At 33.8% G+C, this 17,216-nt stretch carries 16 protein-coding genes; 11 read left to right on the top strand and 5 right to left on the bottom strand.

What is annotated here, in order from left to right:
- Positions 1 to 65: 65 nt before the first annotated feature.
- The 3 genes from AST02_RS00915 to AST02_RS00905 all read right to left on the bottom strand — a co-directional run bounded on the left by AST02_RS00915 (position 66) and on the right by AST02_RS00905 (position 3,122).
- Complete coding sequence (locus AST02_RS00915) at positions 66 to 1,445, bottom strand: aldehyde dehydrogenase (RefSeq protein WP_069815028.1); 1,380 nt, start codon at positions 1,443 to 1,445, stop codon at positions 66 to 68.
- A gap of 134 nt (positions 1,446 to 1,579) precedes the next feature.
- Complete coding sequence (locus tag AST02_RS00910; protein ID WP_069815026.1) at positions 1,580 to 2,515, bottom strand: manganese-dependent inorganic pyrophosphatase; 936 nt, start codon at positions 2,513 to 2,515, stop codon at positions 1,580 to 1,582.
- Positions 2,516 to 2,570: 55 nt separating this feature from the next.
- Complete coding sequence (locus AST02_RS00905) at positions 2,571 to 3,122, bottom strand: cysteine hydrolase family protein (RefSeq protein WP_046466268.1); 552 nt, start codon at positions 3,120 to 3,122, stop codon at positions 2,571 to 2,573.
- Between the two features lie 137 nt (positions 3,123 to 3,259).
- On the opposite strand from AST02_RS00905, the gene AST02_RS00900 reads away from it, so the two are divergent.
- Both AST02_RS00900 and AST02_RS00895 read left to right on the top strand, forming a co-directional pair.
- Positions 3,260 to 4,318, top strand: coding sequence for a glycosyl hydrolase family 28-related protein (locus AST02_RS00900; protein ID WP_046466267.1), 1,059 nt, complete (start codon positions 3,260 to 3,262; stop codon positions 4,316 to 4,318).
- A gap of 180 nt (positions 4,319 to 4,498) precedes the next feature.
- On the top strand, positions 4,499 to 6,034 hold the full coding sequence (locus AST02_RS00895; RefSeq protein ID WP_069815050.1) for an SLC13 family permease: 1,536 nt from the start codon (positions 4,499 to 4,501) through the stop codon (positions 6,032 to 6,034).
- An 84-nt stretch (positions 6,035 to 6,118) separates the two neighbouring features.
- On the opposite strand, the gene AST02_RS00890 is transcribed toward AST02_RS00895, so the two are convergent.
- Entirely contained in the window at positions 6,119 to 6,931 is an 813-nt protein-coding gene (locus AST02_RS00890) for a prephenate dehydratase (RefSeq protein ID WP_046466265.1), read from the bottom strand.
- A 39-nt stretch (positions 6,932 to 6,970) separates the two neighbouring features.
- The gene (locus AST02_RS00885) at positions 6,971 to 8,035 is read right to left on the bottom strand and encodes a nitric oxide synthase oxygenase (RefSeq protein ID WP_069815024.1); all 1,065 of its coding nucleotides are present in this window, start codon (positions 8,033 to 8,035) and stop codon (positions 6,971 to 6,973) included.
- Positions 8,036 to 8,264: 229 nt separating this feature from the next.
- Here AST02_RS00885 and AST02_RS00880 point away from each other — a divergent pair, with 229 nt between their 5' ends.
- The 9 genes from AST02_RS00880 to pcrA all read left to right on the top strand — a co-directional run bounded on the left by AST02_RS00880 (position 8,265) and on the right by pcrA (position 17,213).
- A complete protein-coding gene (locus AST02_RS00880) occupies positions 8,265 to 9,731 on the top strand; it encodes a nicotinate phosphoribosyltransferase (protein WP_046466263.1) in 1,467 nt (488 codons plus the stop codon).
- Positions 9,724 to 10,545, top strand: coding sequence for an ammonia-dependent NAD(+) synthetase (gene nadE, locus AST02_RS00875; RefSeq protein WP_069815023.1), 822 nt, complete (start codon positions 9,724 to 9,726; stop codon positions 10,543 to 10,545). The genes AST02_RS00880 and nadE overlap by 8 nt, the downstream gene beginning before the upstream one ends.
- Before the next feature lie 86 nt (positions 10,546 to 10,631).
- Positions 10,632 to 11,210: a DUF2179 domain-containing protein gene (locus tag AST02_RS00870; protein WP_046466261.1), complete on the top strand. Its 579-nt coding sequence runs from the start codon at positions 10,632 to 10,634 to the stop codon at positions 11,208 to 11,210.
- Positions 11,207 to 11,392, top strand: coding sequence for an NETI motif-containing protein (locus AST02_RS00865; protein ID WP_002507181.1), 186 nt, complete (start codon positions 11,207 to 11,209; stop codon positions 11,390 to 11,392). Before AST02_RS00870 ends, AST02_RS00865 begins: the two co-directional genes overlap by 4 nt.
- A gap of 224 nt (positions 11,393 to 11,616) precedes the next feature.
- On the top strand, positions 11,617 to 12,912 hold the full coding sequence (gene purB / locus AST02_RS00860) for an adenylosuccinate lyase (protein ID WP_069815021.1): 1,296 nt from the start codon (positions 11,617 to 11,619) through the stop codon (positions 12,910 to 12,912).
- Between the two features lie 96 nt (positions 12,913 to 13,008).
- Positions 13,009 to 13,311: a YerC/YecD family TrpR-related protein gene (locus tag AST02_RS00855; RefSeq protein ID WP_046466259.1), complete on the top strand. Its 303-nt coding sequence runs from the start codon at positions 13,009 to 13,011 to the stop codon at positions 13,309 to 13,311.
- A gap of 193 nt (positions 13,312 to 13,504) precedes the next feature.
- On the top strand, positions 13,505 to 14,176 hold the full coding sequence (locus AST02_RS00850; protein ID WP_069815019.1) for a M15 family metallopeptidase: 672 nt from the start codon (positions 13,505 to 13,507) through the stop codon (positions 14,174 to 14,176).
- A 137-nt stretch (positions 14,177 to 14,313) separates the two neighbouring features.
- Entirely contained in the window at positions 14,314 to 15,006 is a 693-nt protein-coding gene (locus AST02_RS00845) for a heptaprenylglyceryl phosphate synthase (protein WP_069815017.1), read from the top strand.
- Positions 15,003 to 17,213, top strand: a complete 2,211-nt coding sequence (pcrA, locus tag AST02_RS00840) for a DNA helicase PcrA (protein WP_069815016.1) — start codon at positions 15,003 to 15,005, stop codon at positions 17,211 to 17,213. Before AST02_RS00845 ends, pcrA begins: the two co-directional genes overlap by 4 nt.
- The last annotated feature ends 3 nt before the right edge of the window (positions 17,214 to 17,216 follow it).

The raw sequence follows: 17,216 nt of genomic DNA, 5'->3' as shown, positions 1-17,216 counted from the left end.
AGACAACTGAAAAAAATTAAAAAATCACCTAGTATGGATAATACATTACCATACTAGGTGATTTTCTATTTGTTGAAAAATGTTTTGATGTATTTAAATTTCCCTTTGTATGGTGGGAATATGAGACTTGATTCAAGCCTTGTAGATTTAAACACATAAGATTTATCGTGACTAAACGTATCAAAACTATATTTACCATGATATTGTCCAATACCCGATGCACCGACACCACCAAAAGGTAAGTTTGGATTTGCGAGGTGCATCAACGTATCATTAATCGCACCGCCACCAAATGAAATTTCATGAAGTACACGTTCTGTTACATTTTCATCTTCGCTAAATAAATATAAGCTGAGTGGCTTAGGTTTAGTACGTATTAAATCAATCGCTTCATCAAAATCATCATACGGAATGATTGGTAAAATAGGGCCGAAAATCTCATCTTCCATTATTTTAGCATCGAAAGTAATACCATCTAAAATGGTTGGAGCGATGTATTTATCGTCTGCATCAGATTGACCACCAAATGCAATTTCTGTTTTATGAACATTTAATAAATGGTCTAAACGATCGAAATGTTTTTGATTAATGATACGACCGAAATCTGGGCTATCTTGTATAGATTTACCGTAAAATTCAGTGATTGTATTTTTGAGTGCCGCGATGAGTTGGCTTTTGACTTTTCGGTTAACTAAAATATAGTCTGGCGACACACAAGTTTGACCAGCGTTCGTAAATTTCCCGAAACAAATGCGTTCACTCGCTACTTTGATATTTGCTGACTCATCTACAATCGCAGGAGATTTACCTCCTAATTCTAAAGTAACGGGTGTTAAGTTTTCGCTAGCTGCACGATAGACAATACGTCCTACTTTTTCGCTGCCAGTGAAAAAGACATAATCAAAAGGTAAATGTATAAGTGATTGTGTAGTCTCTGCGTCGCCTTGGCATACACTAATATATTCAGTGTTGAATACATCTTCAATAATTTGTTGTACTATATCTGCAACGTGTGGTGTAAATTCTGACGGTTTAAGTATAGCTGTATTTCCCGCTGCTATTGCGCCAATTAATGGTTCAATAAGTAATTGGAAAGGATAATTAAAAGGTCCGATAATTAAGACAGTACCATAAGGCTCTTTCATGATATAACTTTTAGTAGGGAATAAGTAAAGGGGCGTGTTCACTTGTTTTCTTTTCGCCCAATTTTTAAGTTCTTTGCGTGCTGACTTAATGCTTTTTAAAGTGAATCCAATCTCGGTTGCATAAGCTTCCACTTTGTTTTTTCCTAAATCTTTTTGAAGTGCGTCGAGTAATTCATTTTCATGATTTTTAATACTTTTACCCAACAGTTTGAGTTGTTTTTTTCTAAACTTAAGATCTTTGGTTTCGTGAGTATTAAAATATTGTTTACTATTATGGAAAGTTTGCTCTATTGAATTCAATGATATTCCTCCTAGTATGAGATATCGCTATGCTTATGGAAATGGATAAAAAACTGGAACATATTTACTATGTTCCAGAATACTGAGCGGTTAGGTGTTTAGTTTCTTGTCCACTCAGTGTTTATCATATAATATTAAACGACTTCGTTTAAAGCTTCTGTAATTTGTGGTACAACTTGTTTTTTACGTGAAACTACACCAGGTAAGAATGCAGTATTGTTTTCAAGTTCAACATTGAAAGCTTTACCTACTTTGTCTGTTTCAGGTCCCACTACTAAAATTTTAGAATCACTATTAATGATGTCAGTCACGACTAATACAAATAAATCATATTTTTCATTTGCACTTGCTTCTAACATAGCTTTTGTTAATTCTTCTTGACGTGCAAAGACTTCATCAATATCCACAGTATTAACTTGTCCGATATGAGTTGAATAATCTCCCATGTTGAAAGATTTTGCATCCATAGATAAGATATCTGAAATTGATTTGTCTGTTGTAGAAGCACCTGCTTTTAACATATCTAAACCGTAAGATTCTAAGTCAACATTGGCGATCGCTTTCAATGCTTCTGCAGCTTGTACATCTTCTTCAGTACATGTAGGTGATTTGAATAATAAACTATCTGAGATAATTGCAGAAATCATTAAGCCAGCAATTTCAGGTTTAATTTCAAAGCCGCGTTCTTTATACATTTTGTATAAAATTGTTGCTGTACAGCCGACTGGTTCAGCACGGTAATATAAAGGCGCTGCAGTTTCAAAATTAGAAATTCTGTGGTGATCTACGACATGCTGAATTGTAGCGTCAGCAATTGAATCTGCGCTTTGTTGGAATTCATTATGGTCAACTAAAATAACATTTTGATCAGCTAGATTATCGTTAAGTAATTCTGGCGCTTCTACTTTGAAATGATCTAAAGCAAATTGCGTCTCAGGACCTATTTCGCCTAAACGGTAAGACGCAGCCTCCGAATTACCTGTTTGTTGTTCAAAATCTGCCATGATGATGGCAGATGCAATAGCATCTGTATCTGGATTTTTATGTCCGAAAATATAAGTTTTTGCCATATCTAAATTCTCCTTATTTATATAGTTAATATTATTTTATCATGAGTTTGCATAGTTATTCTACTTCAGCACCTAAGGAATTTTTAAAATGATCTAAAGCCCAATCATGGCCCGTTGGATTAAATGAAGCAACGCCTTTATGTGAAATACTAATGGAATAACCTAAATTATAGGCAGTAATCGCTGTATGTAATACACAAATATCGGTACATACACCAACAATTTCTAAATGTGTTACATTTCTTTCTCGTAGCAAAATATCTAACGAAGTACCACAAAAAGCATCATAACGTGTTTTATCTAAAAAATGTATGTGATCATTAAATAATATATTTTGATAGATATCATTTACTTTGCCGTAAAGTTCTCTCCCAGATGTTCCTAGAATATTGTGAGGAGGGAAGAGCTTGTTCTCAGGATGATAACTATTTTCTTCAAAATGTAAATCCATCATAAAGAAAATATTCTGTTGTTTTTTATTATATGCTTCAATTCTTTCCACAATATAATGTTCAATTTGTTGGCCTGGAATGCCACAAGTCATTTTTCCATTATCTGCAACAAAATCATTTGAATAATCCACTACAATAAGTGCACTTTTTTTCATAATTTGCGAACACTCCTAATATTAAAGATAATAAGTATTATATACTAAGTAGATAAATCAATAAAGCTACAACAAGCGCGTTTGAAAATCCTCAGTTAAGTTTATTATAAAGTATTGAGAAAGAGAGGGATTATCCTATGATGATTAATGCAAAGCAATTTGGATTAAAAGGTGAAAGTAAAAGCGCAGATACACGAGCAATGCAACGTGCATTGAATTATGCAAAAAAACATCCTTCGACAACGATATATGTACCTAAAGGTGAATTTCATATACGCAAGTCATTGGTTATTTATGAGTCTACAACATTATTGCTAGATGAAGGCGCAGTCCTTAAAAGATGTGGGAAAGATGCATTACTCAAAAATGGTAGAAGGTTTAAACCTTATTATGGTTATAACGGCAATAGCCATATTTATATTGCAGGAGGAACATTTGATATGAATGGCTATGCATTCCCATATAATAATACAGCAATGTGTATGGGACATGCCCAAGATATTCAAATCGTCGATGTGACCTTTAAAGACATTATAGGTGGCCATGGATTGGATGCATGTGGAGTTAATGGATTATATATAAATAATTGTAAATTTTTAGGATTCAATGATAGTGATGGAACAAGAACGTTTTCAGAAGCAATTCAGTTAGATATTCAAGTACCAGGTGCTTTCCCTAAATTTGGGACGACAGACGGAACGATTACAAAAAATGTAATAATAGAAAATTGTTATTTTGGCAATTCAGATACGCCTACGATGCAGTCATGGAACAGGGCGATTGGTTCTCATGCAAGTCGCTATAATCAATTTTATCAAAATATTCATATTCGTTTTAATACGTTTGAAGAGATAAAGCAATATGCACTAACACCTTTAAAATATAAAGATACGTATATTCATCATAATATTTTTAAAAACTGTGCTGGTGGTGTTCGTTTTTTAGCAGTTAAAGATGGTAAAAATGCAAAAGATTTAAAAGGGAAACAAAGATCAACTCAAGCTGGGAGTAATTTAAATATTTATCAAAATAAATTTATTGGAACGATGGAGAAATATGCAGTTCGGATTCAAAGTTATAATAATATAAAACATAAAAATATACTTATTGCTCAAAATGAATTTGATGAATGGCCACCCAAAATGTATTTAAAGGACACTAAGAATTTATTTTTATCTTATGGTGATAAAATTTAAAATATTGTTAAGTTTAATTAAACATGATTACAATGCTACGTTGACACCGTAAAGACTTTATATGTAAGCGGTTTAGCATTGATATTTCATTAGGATTATATTATGTTATAAACTAAGAAATGTTATGAATATTCAGAAAAGTAGCTTTAGAGGGGGACGAATGATTTGAACAAAGGGGATATGAGAAGGTCACATTATTTAATGTTTTTTTCTAATAAGAAAGAAAATAAGTCTTATAATACTAGTCAATTAATTGGTTTAATATTGGGGCCGCTATTATTTATTTTAACTTTACTATTTTTACAGCCTGAAGGTTTATCAAGTAAAGGTATATTTGTTTTAGCAACAACACTTTGGATTGCAACGTGGTGGATTACTGAAGCCATTCCGATTGCAGCAACAAGTTTATTACCATTAATATTGATGCCAATTGGGCATGTATTAAGCCCAGAAGAAGTTTCATCACAATATGGTAATGATATTATCTTTTTATTCTTAGGCGGCTTTATTTTAGCCATTGCCATGGAAAGATGGAATTTACATACCCGTGTTGCTTTAGTTATCATCAATACATTAGGCACAAGTACAGGAAAGATTTTACTAGGATTCATGATTTCGACTGCTTTTTTATCTATGTTTGTGTCGAACACAGCTGCTGTTATGATTATGATTCCGATTGGCTTAGCAATTATTAAAGAAGCAAGTGAATTGAAAAGTAAGGACATCAAAGATTCAAGTATCACTAAGTTTGAACAATCTATAGTTTTAGCAATTGGTTATGCCGGTACAATCGGTGGGCTTGGAACATTAATTGGGACGCCACCTTTAATTATATTAAAGGGACAATATCAATCTGCATTTGGTGAAGAAATTAGTTTTGCTAAATGGATGATTATTGGTGTGCCAACAGTTATTGTTTTATTATTATTAGTTTGGGCATACATACGATATATCGCATTTAGACATGATATGAAAGCATTACCAGGTGGTAAAGCGTTAATTAAAAGGAAATTACATGAATTAGGTAAGATGAAATACGAAGAGAAAATAGTTTTAATCGTGTTCTTGCTTGCCAGTTTCTTGTGGATAAGTAGAGAGTTTTTATTGAAAAATTGGACATACACTTCAGAAATAGAAGATGGAACCATAGCCATGATTATCGCAGTCTTACTATTTTTAATTCCTGCGAAAAACAAAGCACAACACAAACGAATTATAGATTGGGACGTGGCTAAAGATTTACCGTGGGGCGTATTAGTTCTCTTTGGTGGGGGGCTAGCGTTAGCGGAAGGGATATCATCAAGTGGTTTAGCAGAGTGGCTTGGCGAGCAATTGAAATTGATAGAAGGTGTAAGTCCTTTAATTATCGTTATAGTCATTACCGTATTTGTACTATTCTTAACTGAAATCACATCTAATACTGCGACTGCAACGATGATTTTACCAATTCTTGCAACGTTATCTGTTGCTGTAAACGTTCATCCATTATTACTGATGGTGCCTGCAGCTATGGCGGCAAACTGTGCATATATGCTTCCAGTAGGGACGCCACCGAATGCGATTGTATTTGGTACAGGACGTATTAGTATTAAAAGAATGGCATCAGTCGGCTTTTGGGTAAACATACTGAGTATTATAGTTATTGTACTCGTTGTTTACTTCCTAGTACCACCAGTATTAGGTATAGATGTAACTAAGCCATTGCCACTTAAATAATTATATAGATAAATAAAACCCTCCATTTCTAAATAATGAATGGAGGGTTTTTGGTTTGTCTAATTGATTTACGTAAAAATAAACTTAACTTAATTTATTGAATGAACCAATAATTGAAACTTGGAAGTCTAATGTGTTTAAAATTTTAATAACTTTGGCCAAGTCTTCATTGATTGGTGTGTCAGCTTGCACAAAAAAGTGATACATTCCAAGTTGTGTTTTTAAAGGTCTAGATTCAATCCAAGACAAGTTAATATTAAATAAAACAAAAGTATTTAATATGCTTGCTAATAAACCAGGCTTATCAAATTGAGGCGTGATGAGTAATAATGTATCGCTCGCATCTTCTACATCCTCGATACTACTCGGTTGGTTACTCACGACTAAAAAACGCGTTACATTATGTGGAAAGTCTTGTATGTTTTCCGCAATAGGTGAATAGCCGTATGCTTCGCCACTACCTAAAGGTGCAATGGCACCAACGTGATCAGTTATTTTTTCCAAACTTTTAATCGTACTGTCTACATAGTCATACGTGAAGCCTTGCTTTTGTATGTACTGGCTCGTTTGACTAATCGCAGGCGCAATAGAATAAACTTTTGAGATATCATTTACTGTAGCATCTTGAGAACCATACAACGCGAATTGAATGTCTAAATGAAGTTCACCTTGCGCAAAAATATTTTGTTGCGTTAATGCATCTGCGACAATATTAATCGTCCCTTCAATTGAATTCTCAATTGGTACTACGGCGATACTGTTATCATCGTTAGAAACAGATTGTACAACTTCGTACAGGTTAGATTTGGCTTCAAAATCCATTTCAGATTCTGATTTATATTGTTTTGCTGCTAAGTATGAAAATGTCCCTTTTGGGCCTAAATAATAAAGTTTCATGTGACGTTACCCCTTGTTCATATGTGTAAGGATAGAGTTTTAATGGAATGGACAACCCTTAGATGTTGATTGCTTATAAAAGAAATTAGGCTCTCGAATTTCATTCTTATAACCATGATGATAATTTGACACCAATGTTGGAGATAACGAAGGTGCTAACCATGACCATTTACCAGTAACATCTCTTCCTTCTTTTGTTTCCTTCTTTTCAAATCGTTCGAACTGCTTAGAAGCAGTCAAATGATCAACAATAGAGACGCCTTCATTTTTAAAGGAATGATATACTGCATCATTCAATTCGACAAGTGCACGATCTTTATTGAAAGAATTATTCTTAAGTGTATCAAATTCAAATGCATCTGCAACACTTTCTAGCAAATTATAACGATAGCTATCTGTAAAATTACGAACAGCAATCTCATTTACCATATACCAACCGTTGAATGGTGCTGTGGGATATGTAACGCCGCCAATTTTCAAATCCATACTTGATATGATAGGAACGGCATACCATTTTAAACCGAGTTGTTTTAACTTTGGATAGCGGTCATGGGCTATAGGAACTTCTTTAATTAATTCCGGATTATAAACATGATACTTTAAATTACCTTCAGGCATTTTATAAATTAAAGGTAAGACATCAAAGTGAGTATGATCTCCTTTCCATCCAAGATGTTCAGCAAGTTGCGTTATACTTCGTTCGGCAGGGTCACCGTGATCTGAATAACCGGCATATCTGATGAGTTGATTATTATAAATTTGGGGTGGTTGATGCTGTGAAAAGATAGTGATATAAGGCTTGATTTTCCCATTATTTGTTGCAGTTGTTATGTGATTTTCAATTGTAGCTATAAATTCATCTTCAGTTTGAATATCTCTTGCGTCTGCTACAGTTAATGAATTCCAGAAAAATCGACCAATACAACGATTCGAATTCCTCCAAGCCAATTTAGCACCATAAGTAAGTTCTTCAACTGTATGTTCATACGTGCCATTTGTTTGAATAGCAATTTCAATTTCTTTAATTCTATCTAATGTAGCATGTTCATCGTAACTTAATTCTTTATGCATTGTTTTAATAAATGATTTAGCTTCATTTAACATATAAACACCTCACTTAGTATTATAAGTGATTACAGTTAATTTATAATTATAAAACTACAAATGTCACTACTTTGTCGTTAGTAATGTCACACTTTTATCAAAATTTAAAATAATGAACATTAGCAATCTGAAAATGTTGCACGAATGCTATTAAATAGGATGGTATTTCAGGTGCTAACAACGTTTCTTTTATGCTAAACTAATAGAAAAGCTGATTGGAGAGATTTTTGTGTACCAATACGAAGACGATACATTAGTATTGCATAATGATTTATATCAAATAAATATGGCTGAAAGTTATTGGAATGATGGTATTCATGAACGATTAGCAGTCTTTGATTTGTATTTTAGAAATATGCCATTCGACAGTGGCTATGCGGTTTTTAATGGATTAAAGCGTGTGATTGAATATGTAAATCAATTTCATTTTTCAGAATCAGATATAGAATATTTAAAATCTATTGGCTATCAAGAGGATTTCTTGAGTTATTTAAAAGACTTGAAATTTACAGGTAATATTCGCTCAATGCATGAAGGTGAGCTTTGTTTTGGCAATGAACCATTAATGCGAGTAGAAGCACCGTTGATACAAGCTCAATTAATAGAAACGATGCTATTAAATATAGTGAATTTCCATACATTGATTACAACAAAGGCGAGTCGAATTAGACAAGTTGCTCTGGATGATATGTTAATGGAATTTGGTACACGCCGTGCGCAAGAAGCGGACGCAGCCTTATGGGGAGCTAGAGCCTCGTACATTGGTGGCTTCAATTCTACAAGTAATGTACGAGCAGGCAAGTTATTTGGCATTCCAGTATCTGGTACACACGCACATGCAATGGTACAAACTTATGGTGATGAATATATTGCTTTTAAAAAATACGCCGAGCGACATAAGGACTGTGTGTTTTTAGTAGATACATTCCATACGCTAAAATCTGGTGTTCCAACAGCAATTAAAGTTGCAAAAGAATTAGGAGACAAAATTAATTTTGTAGGTATTCGATTAGATTCAGGAGATATTGCTTACCTTTCTAAAGAAGCGCGACGCATGTTAGATGAAGCTGGATTTACAGATGCAAAAATTATTGCTTCAAATGATTTAGATGAACAGACAATCACTAGTTTGAAATCCCAAGGTGCAAGAGTTGATTCATGGGGTGTAGGTACTAAATTGATTACAGGCTATGATCAACCAGCACTTGGTGCAGTTTACAAACTCGTTGCTGTAGAAGATAGTACAGGCGCATATGTTGATCGTATTAAACTCTCAAATAATGCGGAAAAAGTAACGACGCCAGGCAAGAAAAAGGTATACCGTATCATTAATAAAAAAACGAACAAAGCTGAAGGGGACTACATTACATTGGATCATGAAGATCCATATGAAACGACGCCGCTTAAACTTTTCCATCCTGTCCATACCTACAAGATGAAATTTATAAAATCATTTATAGCGAAAGATTTACATCATGATATTTATAAAGATGGTAAATTAGTTTATGATTTACCAAGTGAACAAGAAGCACAAACTTATTTGAAAGAAAATCTTACCTATTTATGGGATGAAAACAAGCGTCATCTTAACCCACAAGAATATCCTGTAGATTTAAGCACAGCATGTTGGGAAAATAAACATAAACGTATATTTGAAGTCGCAGAACATGTGAAGGAGATGGAAGAAAATGAGTAATTTACAAGAAATCATTGTTAAAGAAATGAATGTCCAACCAATGATTGACAGTGAACAAGAAGCGCGTAGCATTATTCAATTTATTAAAGGTTATGTACAATCTCACTCTTTTATCCAATCTTTAGTGCTAGGTATTTCAGGTGGCCAAGATTCCACTTTAGCTGGTAAACTATGTCAAATTGCTGTTAATGAATTAAAAGAAGAAAAAATTCATTGCCAATTTATTGCTGTTAAATTACCATATGGTGAACAAAAGGATGCAGTCGAAGTTGAAGATGCTTTGAAGTTCATACAACCAGATGAAGTAGTAACGGTCAATATTAAATCAGCTGTAGATCAAAGTGTGCAGTCACTAAAAGATGCGGGCATTCTACTTACTGATTTTCAAAAGGGAAATGAAAAAGCACGTGAACGTATGAAAGCACAATTTTCAATTGCTGCAAACAAACAAGGTATAGTGATTGGTACAGATCATTCGGCTGAAAGTGTAACTGGTTTTTATACGAAATATGGTGATGGTGCTGCTGATATTGCACCGCTATTTGGTTTGAATAAACGCCAAGGTAGACAATTATTAAAGTATCTACAAGCGCCTAAGCATTTATATGAAAAAGTACCTACTGCAGATTTAGAAGAAGACAAACCACAGTTACCAGATGAAGAGGCATTAGGTGTGAGTTATGATCACATAGATGATTATTTAGAGGGAAAATCGGTACCAGATGATGCACAAGAAGTTATTGAACATCATTATGTTAGGAGTGTGCATAAAAGAGAACTAGCTTATACAAGACACACATGGCCCAAAAATTAACTGTTACAACAGAAAATTTTTAGTGACAAAATATAAACTTACTGATAGAATTACTTGAATTTAATGTAACAGAAAGGAAAATGGACATGTCAGTGATAACATCTACGCCATGGTTAATGGTTTTAGCCATTTTTATAATCAACGTTGCTTATGTAACGTGTCTAACGATGAGAACGATATTAACCCTTAAAGGTTATCGCTATGTAGCTGCAATCGTGAGCTTCTTGGAAGTCCTTGTATATGTTATTGGTTTAGGTATGGTAATGTCTAGTTTGGATCAAATCCAAAATGTGCTTGCATACGCCTTTGGTTTTTCAATAGGTATTATTGTAGGTATGAAGATTGAAGAAAAACTAGCACTTGGATATACAGTAGTCAATGTAACTTCATCTGCGTATGAGTTAGACTTACCAAGACAATTAAGAGATTTAGGGTATGGCGTGACACATAATACTGCATACGGCCGAGATGGCAAACGCTTGATTTTACAAATTCTTACACCGAGACGTTTTGAAGCTAAATTAATCGAGACGATTAAACAAATTGATGAAAAAGCATTTATGGTCGCATACGAACCGCGTACGATTCATGGTGGGTTCTGGGCGAAAGGTGTTAAAAGTAAAAAACTTAAACAATATGATACGGATGAAGTTGAAAGCATATGAAAAAACAACAAAAATTCAAAGTCGAAGAACACGAGTCAATTCAAGATTGTTTGGGTCGCATGCGTGAAGCTGGTTATACACCAGTTAAACGTTTTGAAAAGCCCGTTTACAAAGAAAATAAAGACGGCAGCGTAGAGGTGCTAAAACAAGAAATTGAGTTCGTAGGCAAATTACAAGAATGATAAGTATGGGAGTCTGATACATGTATTTATGTTTCAGGCTCTTTTTTAATACTTTGATTCTAAATAATTTCTATAGTAGGCTTAAAAGGCTTATACATTTCAAAGTAATTCTGGTAAACTAGTATTGAAAAGAACAAACACGAACTTTAAAGTGGAAATGAACTTAAATGTACATGTTTTGAGGTTTGTGAACTAAAACTTATGTAAGATAGGAGCTAATTTCAATGATTGAACGCTATTCTAGAGAAGAAATGTCTAATATTTGGACTGATCAAAATCGCTATGAAGCTTGGTTGGAAGTAGAGATACTTGCTTGTGAAGCTTGGAGTAAACTAGGTGATATACCTGAGGCAGACGTCAAAAAAATACGTGAAAACGCCAAGGTTGATGTTGAACGTGCACAGGAAATTGAACAAGAAACACGTCATGATGTAGTCGCATTTACAAGACAAGTTTCTGAAACACTTGGTGAAGAACGTAAGTGGGTTCATTATGGTTTAACTTCAACTGATGTAGTAGATACTGCGTTAAGTTATGTGATTAAACAGGCAAACGACATTATTGAAAAAGATTTAGAAAGATTTATTGAAGTATTAGCGAAAAAAGCAAAAGATTACAAATATACATTAATGATGGGTCGTACACATGGCGTGCATGCTGAGCCAACAACATTTGGCGTTAAAATGGCGCTTTGGTATACAGAAATGCAACGTAATTTAGAACGTTTTAAACGTGTAAGAGAAGAAATTGAAGTTGGAAAAATGAGTGGTGCAGTAGGTACTTTTGCTAACATACCACCTGAAATAGAAGCACATGTGTGTGAAAATTTAGGTCTAGATGCAGCTCCGGTATCAACGCAAACGCTACAACGTGATCGTCATGCTTATTATATTGCGACACTTGCGCTTATCGGTACTTCAATGGAGAAATTTGCCGTGGAAATACGTAATTTACAAAAAACTGAGACACGTGAAGTAGAAGAAGCATTTGCTAAAGGACAAAAAGGTTCATCAGCAATGCCACACAAACGTAACCCAATTGGTTCTGAAAATATTACAGGTATTGCACGTGTAATAAGAGGTTATGTAACAACAGCTTATGAAAATGTGCCATTATGGCATGAACGAGATATTTCTCATTCTTCAGCTGAACGTATTATGCTTCCAGATGTCACGATTGCATTAGATTACGGTTTGAATCGTTTTACAAATATTGTTGATAGACTGACAGTATTTGAAGATAATATGCTTGAAAATATTGATAAAACATTTGGTTTAATTTACTCACAACGTGTATTGTTAGCGTTAATTAATAAAGGTTTGGCACGTGAAGAAGCATATGATAAAGTACAACCTAAGGCTATGGAGTCGTGGGAAACTAAAACACCATTTAGAACTTTAATTGAACAAGACAGTTCAATTACAACATTATTATCTGAAGCAGACTTAGATGAATGTTTCGATCCAAAACACCATTTAAACCAAGTTGACACTATTTTTGAAAGAGCTGGTTTAGAATAACCAGGAATAATTGAATTTTTCAAGGGAAATCGTTACACTTTAATGTATTAGTACGTTAAACTGAGATTAAATTGAAAGATACAGGGGTTGTTTTGAATGCAAATAGAAAAATTAAGAGGAAAAGCATTAGATGAATTGTTCGATGCAGTTTTGACACTTGAAAATAGAGAAGAATGTTATGAATTCTTTGATGATTTATGTACTGTTAATGAAATACAGTCATTGTCACAACGATTACAAGTCGCAAAAATGATTAAACAAGGTTTCACTTATGCGACAATTGAACAAGAATCTGGTGCATCGACTGCAACAATTTCTCGTGTGAAAAGATCGTTGCAATGGGGTAATGATGCTTATACTATGATTCTAGACCGCATGAATATTGAAACGGCTGATTAGATGATTTTATATAAGAAGTAAGGTTAACACATTAATTTAATCCTAGCTGTCGATAGAGTATGATACTTTGTCGGCAGCTTCTTTATGTTTTGTAAAGTGATAGAATGGTAATTGAGACATATCAACTGCATCATTGTTATATGTATTTTGTGAAAATATTATTATATGTACACATGTTGGAGGGGAGATAATTGTGTTTAAGAAGTGGATAATTGTAATTGCGACTTTATTGTTTATCAGTATTGTCATACGAATGTCTTTTATAATAATTTCTAATCATCAACAACCTGTGCATTCAGATATCGTCGAACCTAAAAATGCATTACCTATTATTGTTGAAAGTCAAGGCGTGACGAAAGTGAATGGGCATGTCATTGTCAACAAAACATACCAATTACCGAAACATTATAAACCTGGCGAAAATAAAAAAGCCAGACGTAAATTAAATGAAATGCTAGATAAAGCTGAACAAAAAGAACTAGATTTAAACTATATTAGTGGCTATAGAAGTTATGAAGATCAACAAAAAGTAGTGAAATCATATATTGAAAATGATGGGGAAAAAGTTGCGAAACAATACACTGCTAAACCGGGTCATTCAGAACATCAAACAGGGTTAGCATTTGATGTAGGTACACAAAGACCACTTGAAGATTTCCACGACGATTTTGAACATACAAAAGAAGCGCACTGGTTAGCTCAAAACGCTTCTAAATATGGTTTTATTATTAGGTATCCTAAAGGGCAATCAAATCAAACAGGCTATGCATATGAGGCATGGCATTTGCGATATGTAGGATCTGAATTAGCTAAAATTATAGACAACCAAGATACAAACTTAGAAAGTTATTACCAGTTGAATTAAATCATTACCGTAAAAAGGAAACTAAATTGTAAAAATCATCTCAGAAATATTGGGGTGGTTTTTTTCGACATCATTTTAGAACTCACAGACTAAAAATGATATAATCATATGTATGTTTAAAAAAGGAGTAACATATCATGCATGACATTAAAAAGTGGAAACATATTTTTAAATTAGACCCTGCAAAGTTAATATCTGACGAAGAATTAGAGGCAATTTGTTTATCTAACACAGACGCAATTATCATAGGCGGAACAGATGATGTTACTGAAGATAATGTTTTTCATTTAAAGCAACGCTTAATGCAATATTCATTACCGATAGCATTGGAAATTTCAAATGTAGATAGCGTAATGCTTGGTTTTGACTTTTATTTCGTGCCTACAGTGTTAAACAGTTCAGATGTTAAATATCATAATGGCATGTTGTTAGATGCACTCAAGTCATTCGGACAAATAATTGATTTTGATGAAGTCATATTTGAAGGTTATGTCGTACTTAATCCTGATAGTAAAGTTGCGAAAGTGACGCAAGCAAATACAAACTTAACGGAGGAAGATATTGAAGCTTATGCATTAATGATTAATGATATGTACAAATTACCAGTTATGTATATAGAATATAGTGGTACATATGGAGAAGTAGAAATAGTAAAAACAGCAGCAGATCAATTAACAGATACACAACTATTTTATGGTGGTGGTATTAGTGATTATAACGAGGCAAAACAAATGGCTTCAATCGCAGACACTATTATAGTTGGAGACATTATATATAAAGATATAGAAAAAGCATTAAAAACAGTTGAGATAAAGGAGTCACATAAATGAACGCATTAGTTAATAAGATGAATGAGGAACAAAGCCAAGCAGTACGTACAACAGAGGGGCCATTACTTATAATGGCAGGTGCAGGTTCAGGCAAAACACGTGTCTTAACACATCGTATAGCTTACTTGCTTGATGAGAAAGACGTGTCTCCATATAACGTATTAGCCATCACATTTACAAATAAAGCTGCTAAAGAGATGAAAGCACGTGTTGAGACCCTAGTTGGGGAACAAGCTCAAGTGCTATGGATGTCTACATTCCACTCTATGTGTGTGAGAATCCTTCGAAGAGATGCAGATAGAATTGGCATAGAACGCAATTTTACAATTATTGATCCAACTGACCAAAAATCTGTGATTAAAGATGTATTAAAAAATGAAAATATTGATAGCAAAAAGTTTGAACCTAGAATGTTTATAGGCGCTATTAGTAATTTAAAAAACGAATTAAAAACGCCGGAAGATGCACAAAAAGAAGCAAATGATTATCATGCACAAATGGTTGCTACTGTTTATAAAGGTTATCAACGTCAACTATCAAGAAACGAAGCACTAGATTTTGATGATTTGATTATGGTTACAATACGTCTATTTGAACGTGTGCCAGAAGTATTAGATTATTATCAAAATAAATTTCAGTATATTCATGTGGATGAGTACCAAGATACGAATAAAGCGCAATATACATTAGTTAAACTCCTTGCAAATAAATTTAAAAACCTTTGCGTTGTAGGTGACTCAGATCAATCTATTTACGGATGGCGTGGCGCAGATATACAAAATATCCTTTCTTTTGAAGAAGATTATCCAGAAGCAAAAACGGTTTTCCTAGAGCAAAACTATCGTTCTACAAAAAATATTTTGAATGCGGCTAATGAAGTGATTAAAAATAATTCAGAGCGTAAACCAAAAGGGTTATGGACGGGCAATACAGACGGCGATAAAATCCATTATTATGAAGCAACAACTGAACGAGATGAAGCGGAATATGTTGTACGCGAAATTATGAAACATCAGCGTAATGGAAAGAAATATAAAGATATGGCTATTTTATATCGTACGAACGCACAGTCACGTGTACTTGAAGAAACGTTTATGAAATCAAACCTCCCTTATACAATGGTTGGCGGTCAAAAATTCTATGATAGAAAAGAAATTAAAGATTTATTAAGTTATGTACGTATCATTGCTAACAGTAATGATGATATTAGCTTGCGTCGTGTAATAAATATTCCAAAACGTGGTATTGGACCAACTTCTGTAGATAAAATTCAAGCTTATGCAATACAAAATGATTTGAGTATGTTTGATGCATTAGCTGAAGTAGACTTTATTGGATTATCTAAAAAAGTAACGCAAGAATGTATTAACTTTTATGATGTGATGCAAAACCTTATCAAACAACAAGAATTTCTTGAAATCACTGAAATTGTTGAAGAAGTGCTAGTTAAATCAGGTTATCGCGAGATGTTAGAACGTGAACAAACGTTAGAATCTAGAAGTAGACTTGAAAATATCGATGAGTTTATGTCTGTTCCAAAAGATTATGAAGAGAATACACCATTAGAAGAACAGTCATTAATTAACTTCTTAACGGATCTATCGTTAGTTGCAGACATAGATGAAGCACAAATTGAAGATGGTATCACATTGATGACAATGCACTCTGCTAAAGGTCTAGAATTTCCGATTGTATTTATCATGGGCATGGAAGAGTCTTTATTCCCACACATTAGAGCAATTAAGAGCGATGATGAACATGAAATGCAAGAAGAGCGACGTATTTGTTATGTAGCTATCACACGTGCTGAAGAAACATTATATTTAACACATGCGACATCAAGAATGTTATTTGGACGACCACAATCCAATATGGCTTCTAGATTTTTAAGAGAAATACCTGAAGATCTATTGGAAAATGAAACTAAATCTAAATCTAAAGCTAAAACACAAGGCAATAGCTTCCGTTCAGCAACAAAAGAACCAGCTAAAAGAGGTTATAGCCAACGTGCTACAGCTACTAAAAAAGCACAAGTGTCTTCCGATTGGAAAGTTGGAGACAAAGTTGTTCATAAATCATGGGGCGAAGGCATGGTTAGTAATGTAAAAGAAAAAAATGGTTCTGTAGAACTAGATATCATTTTTAAATCAGAAGGACCGAAACGCTTACTTGCACAATTTGCGCCAATTGAGAAAAAGGGGGAATAAAAT

Origin of the sequence: Staphylococcus equorum (genome assembly GCF_001747895.1) — a bacterium.
Taxonomy (GTDB): Bacteria; Bacillota; Bacilli; order Staphylococcales; family Staphylococcaceae; genus Staphylococcus; species Staphylococcus equorum_A.
This window is presented reverse-complemented; position numbering and strand designations above follow the sequence as displayed.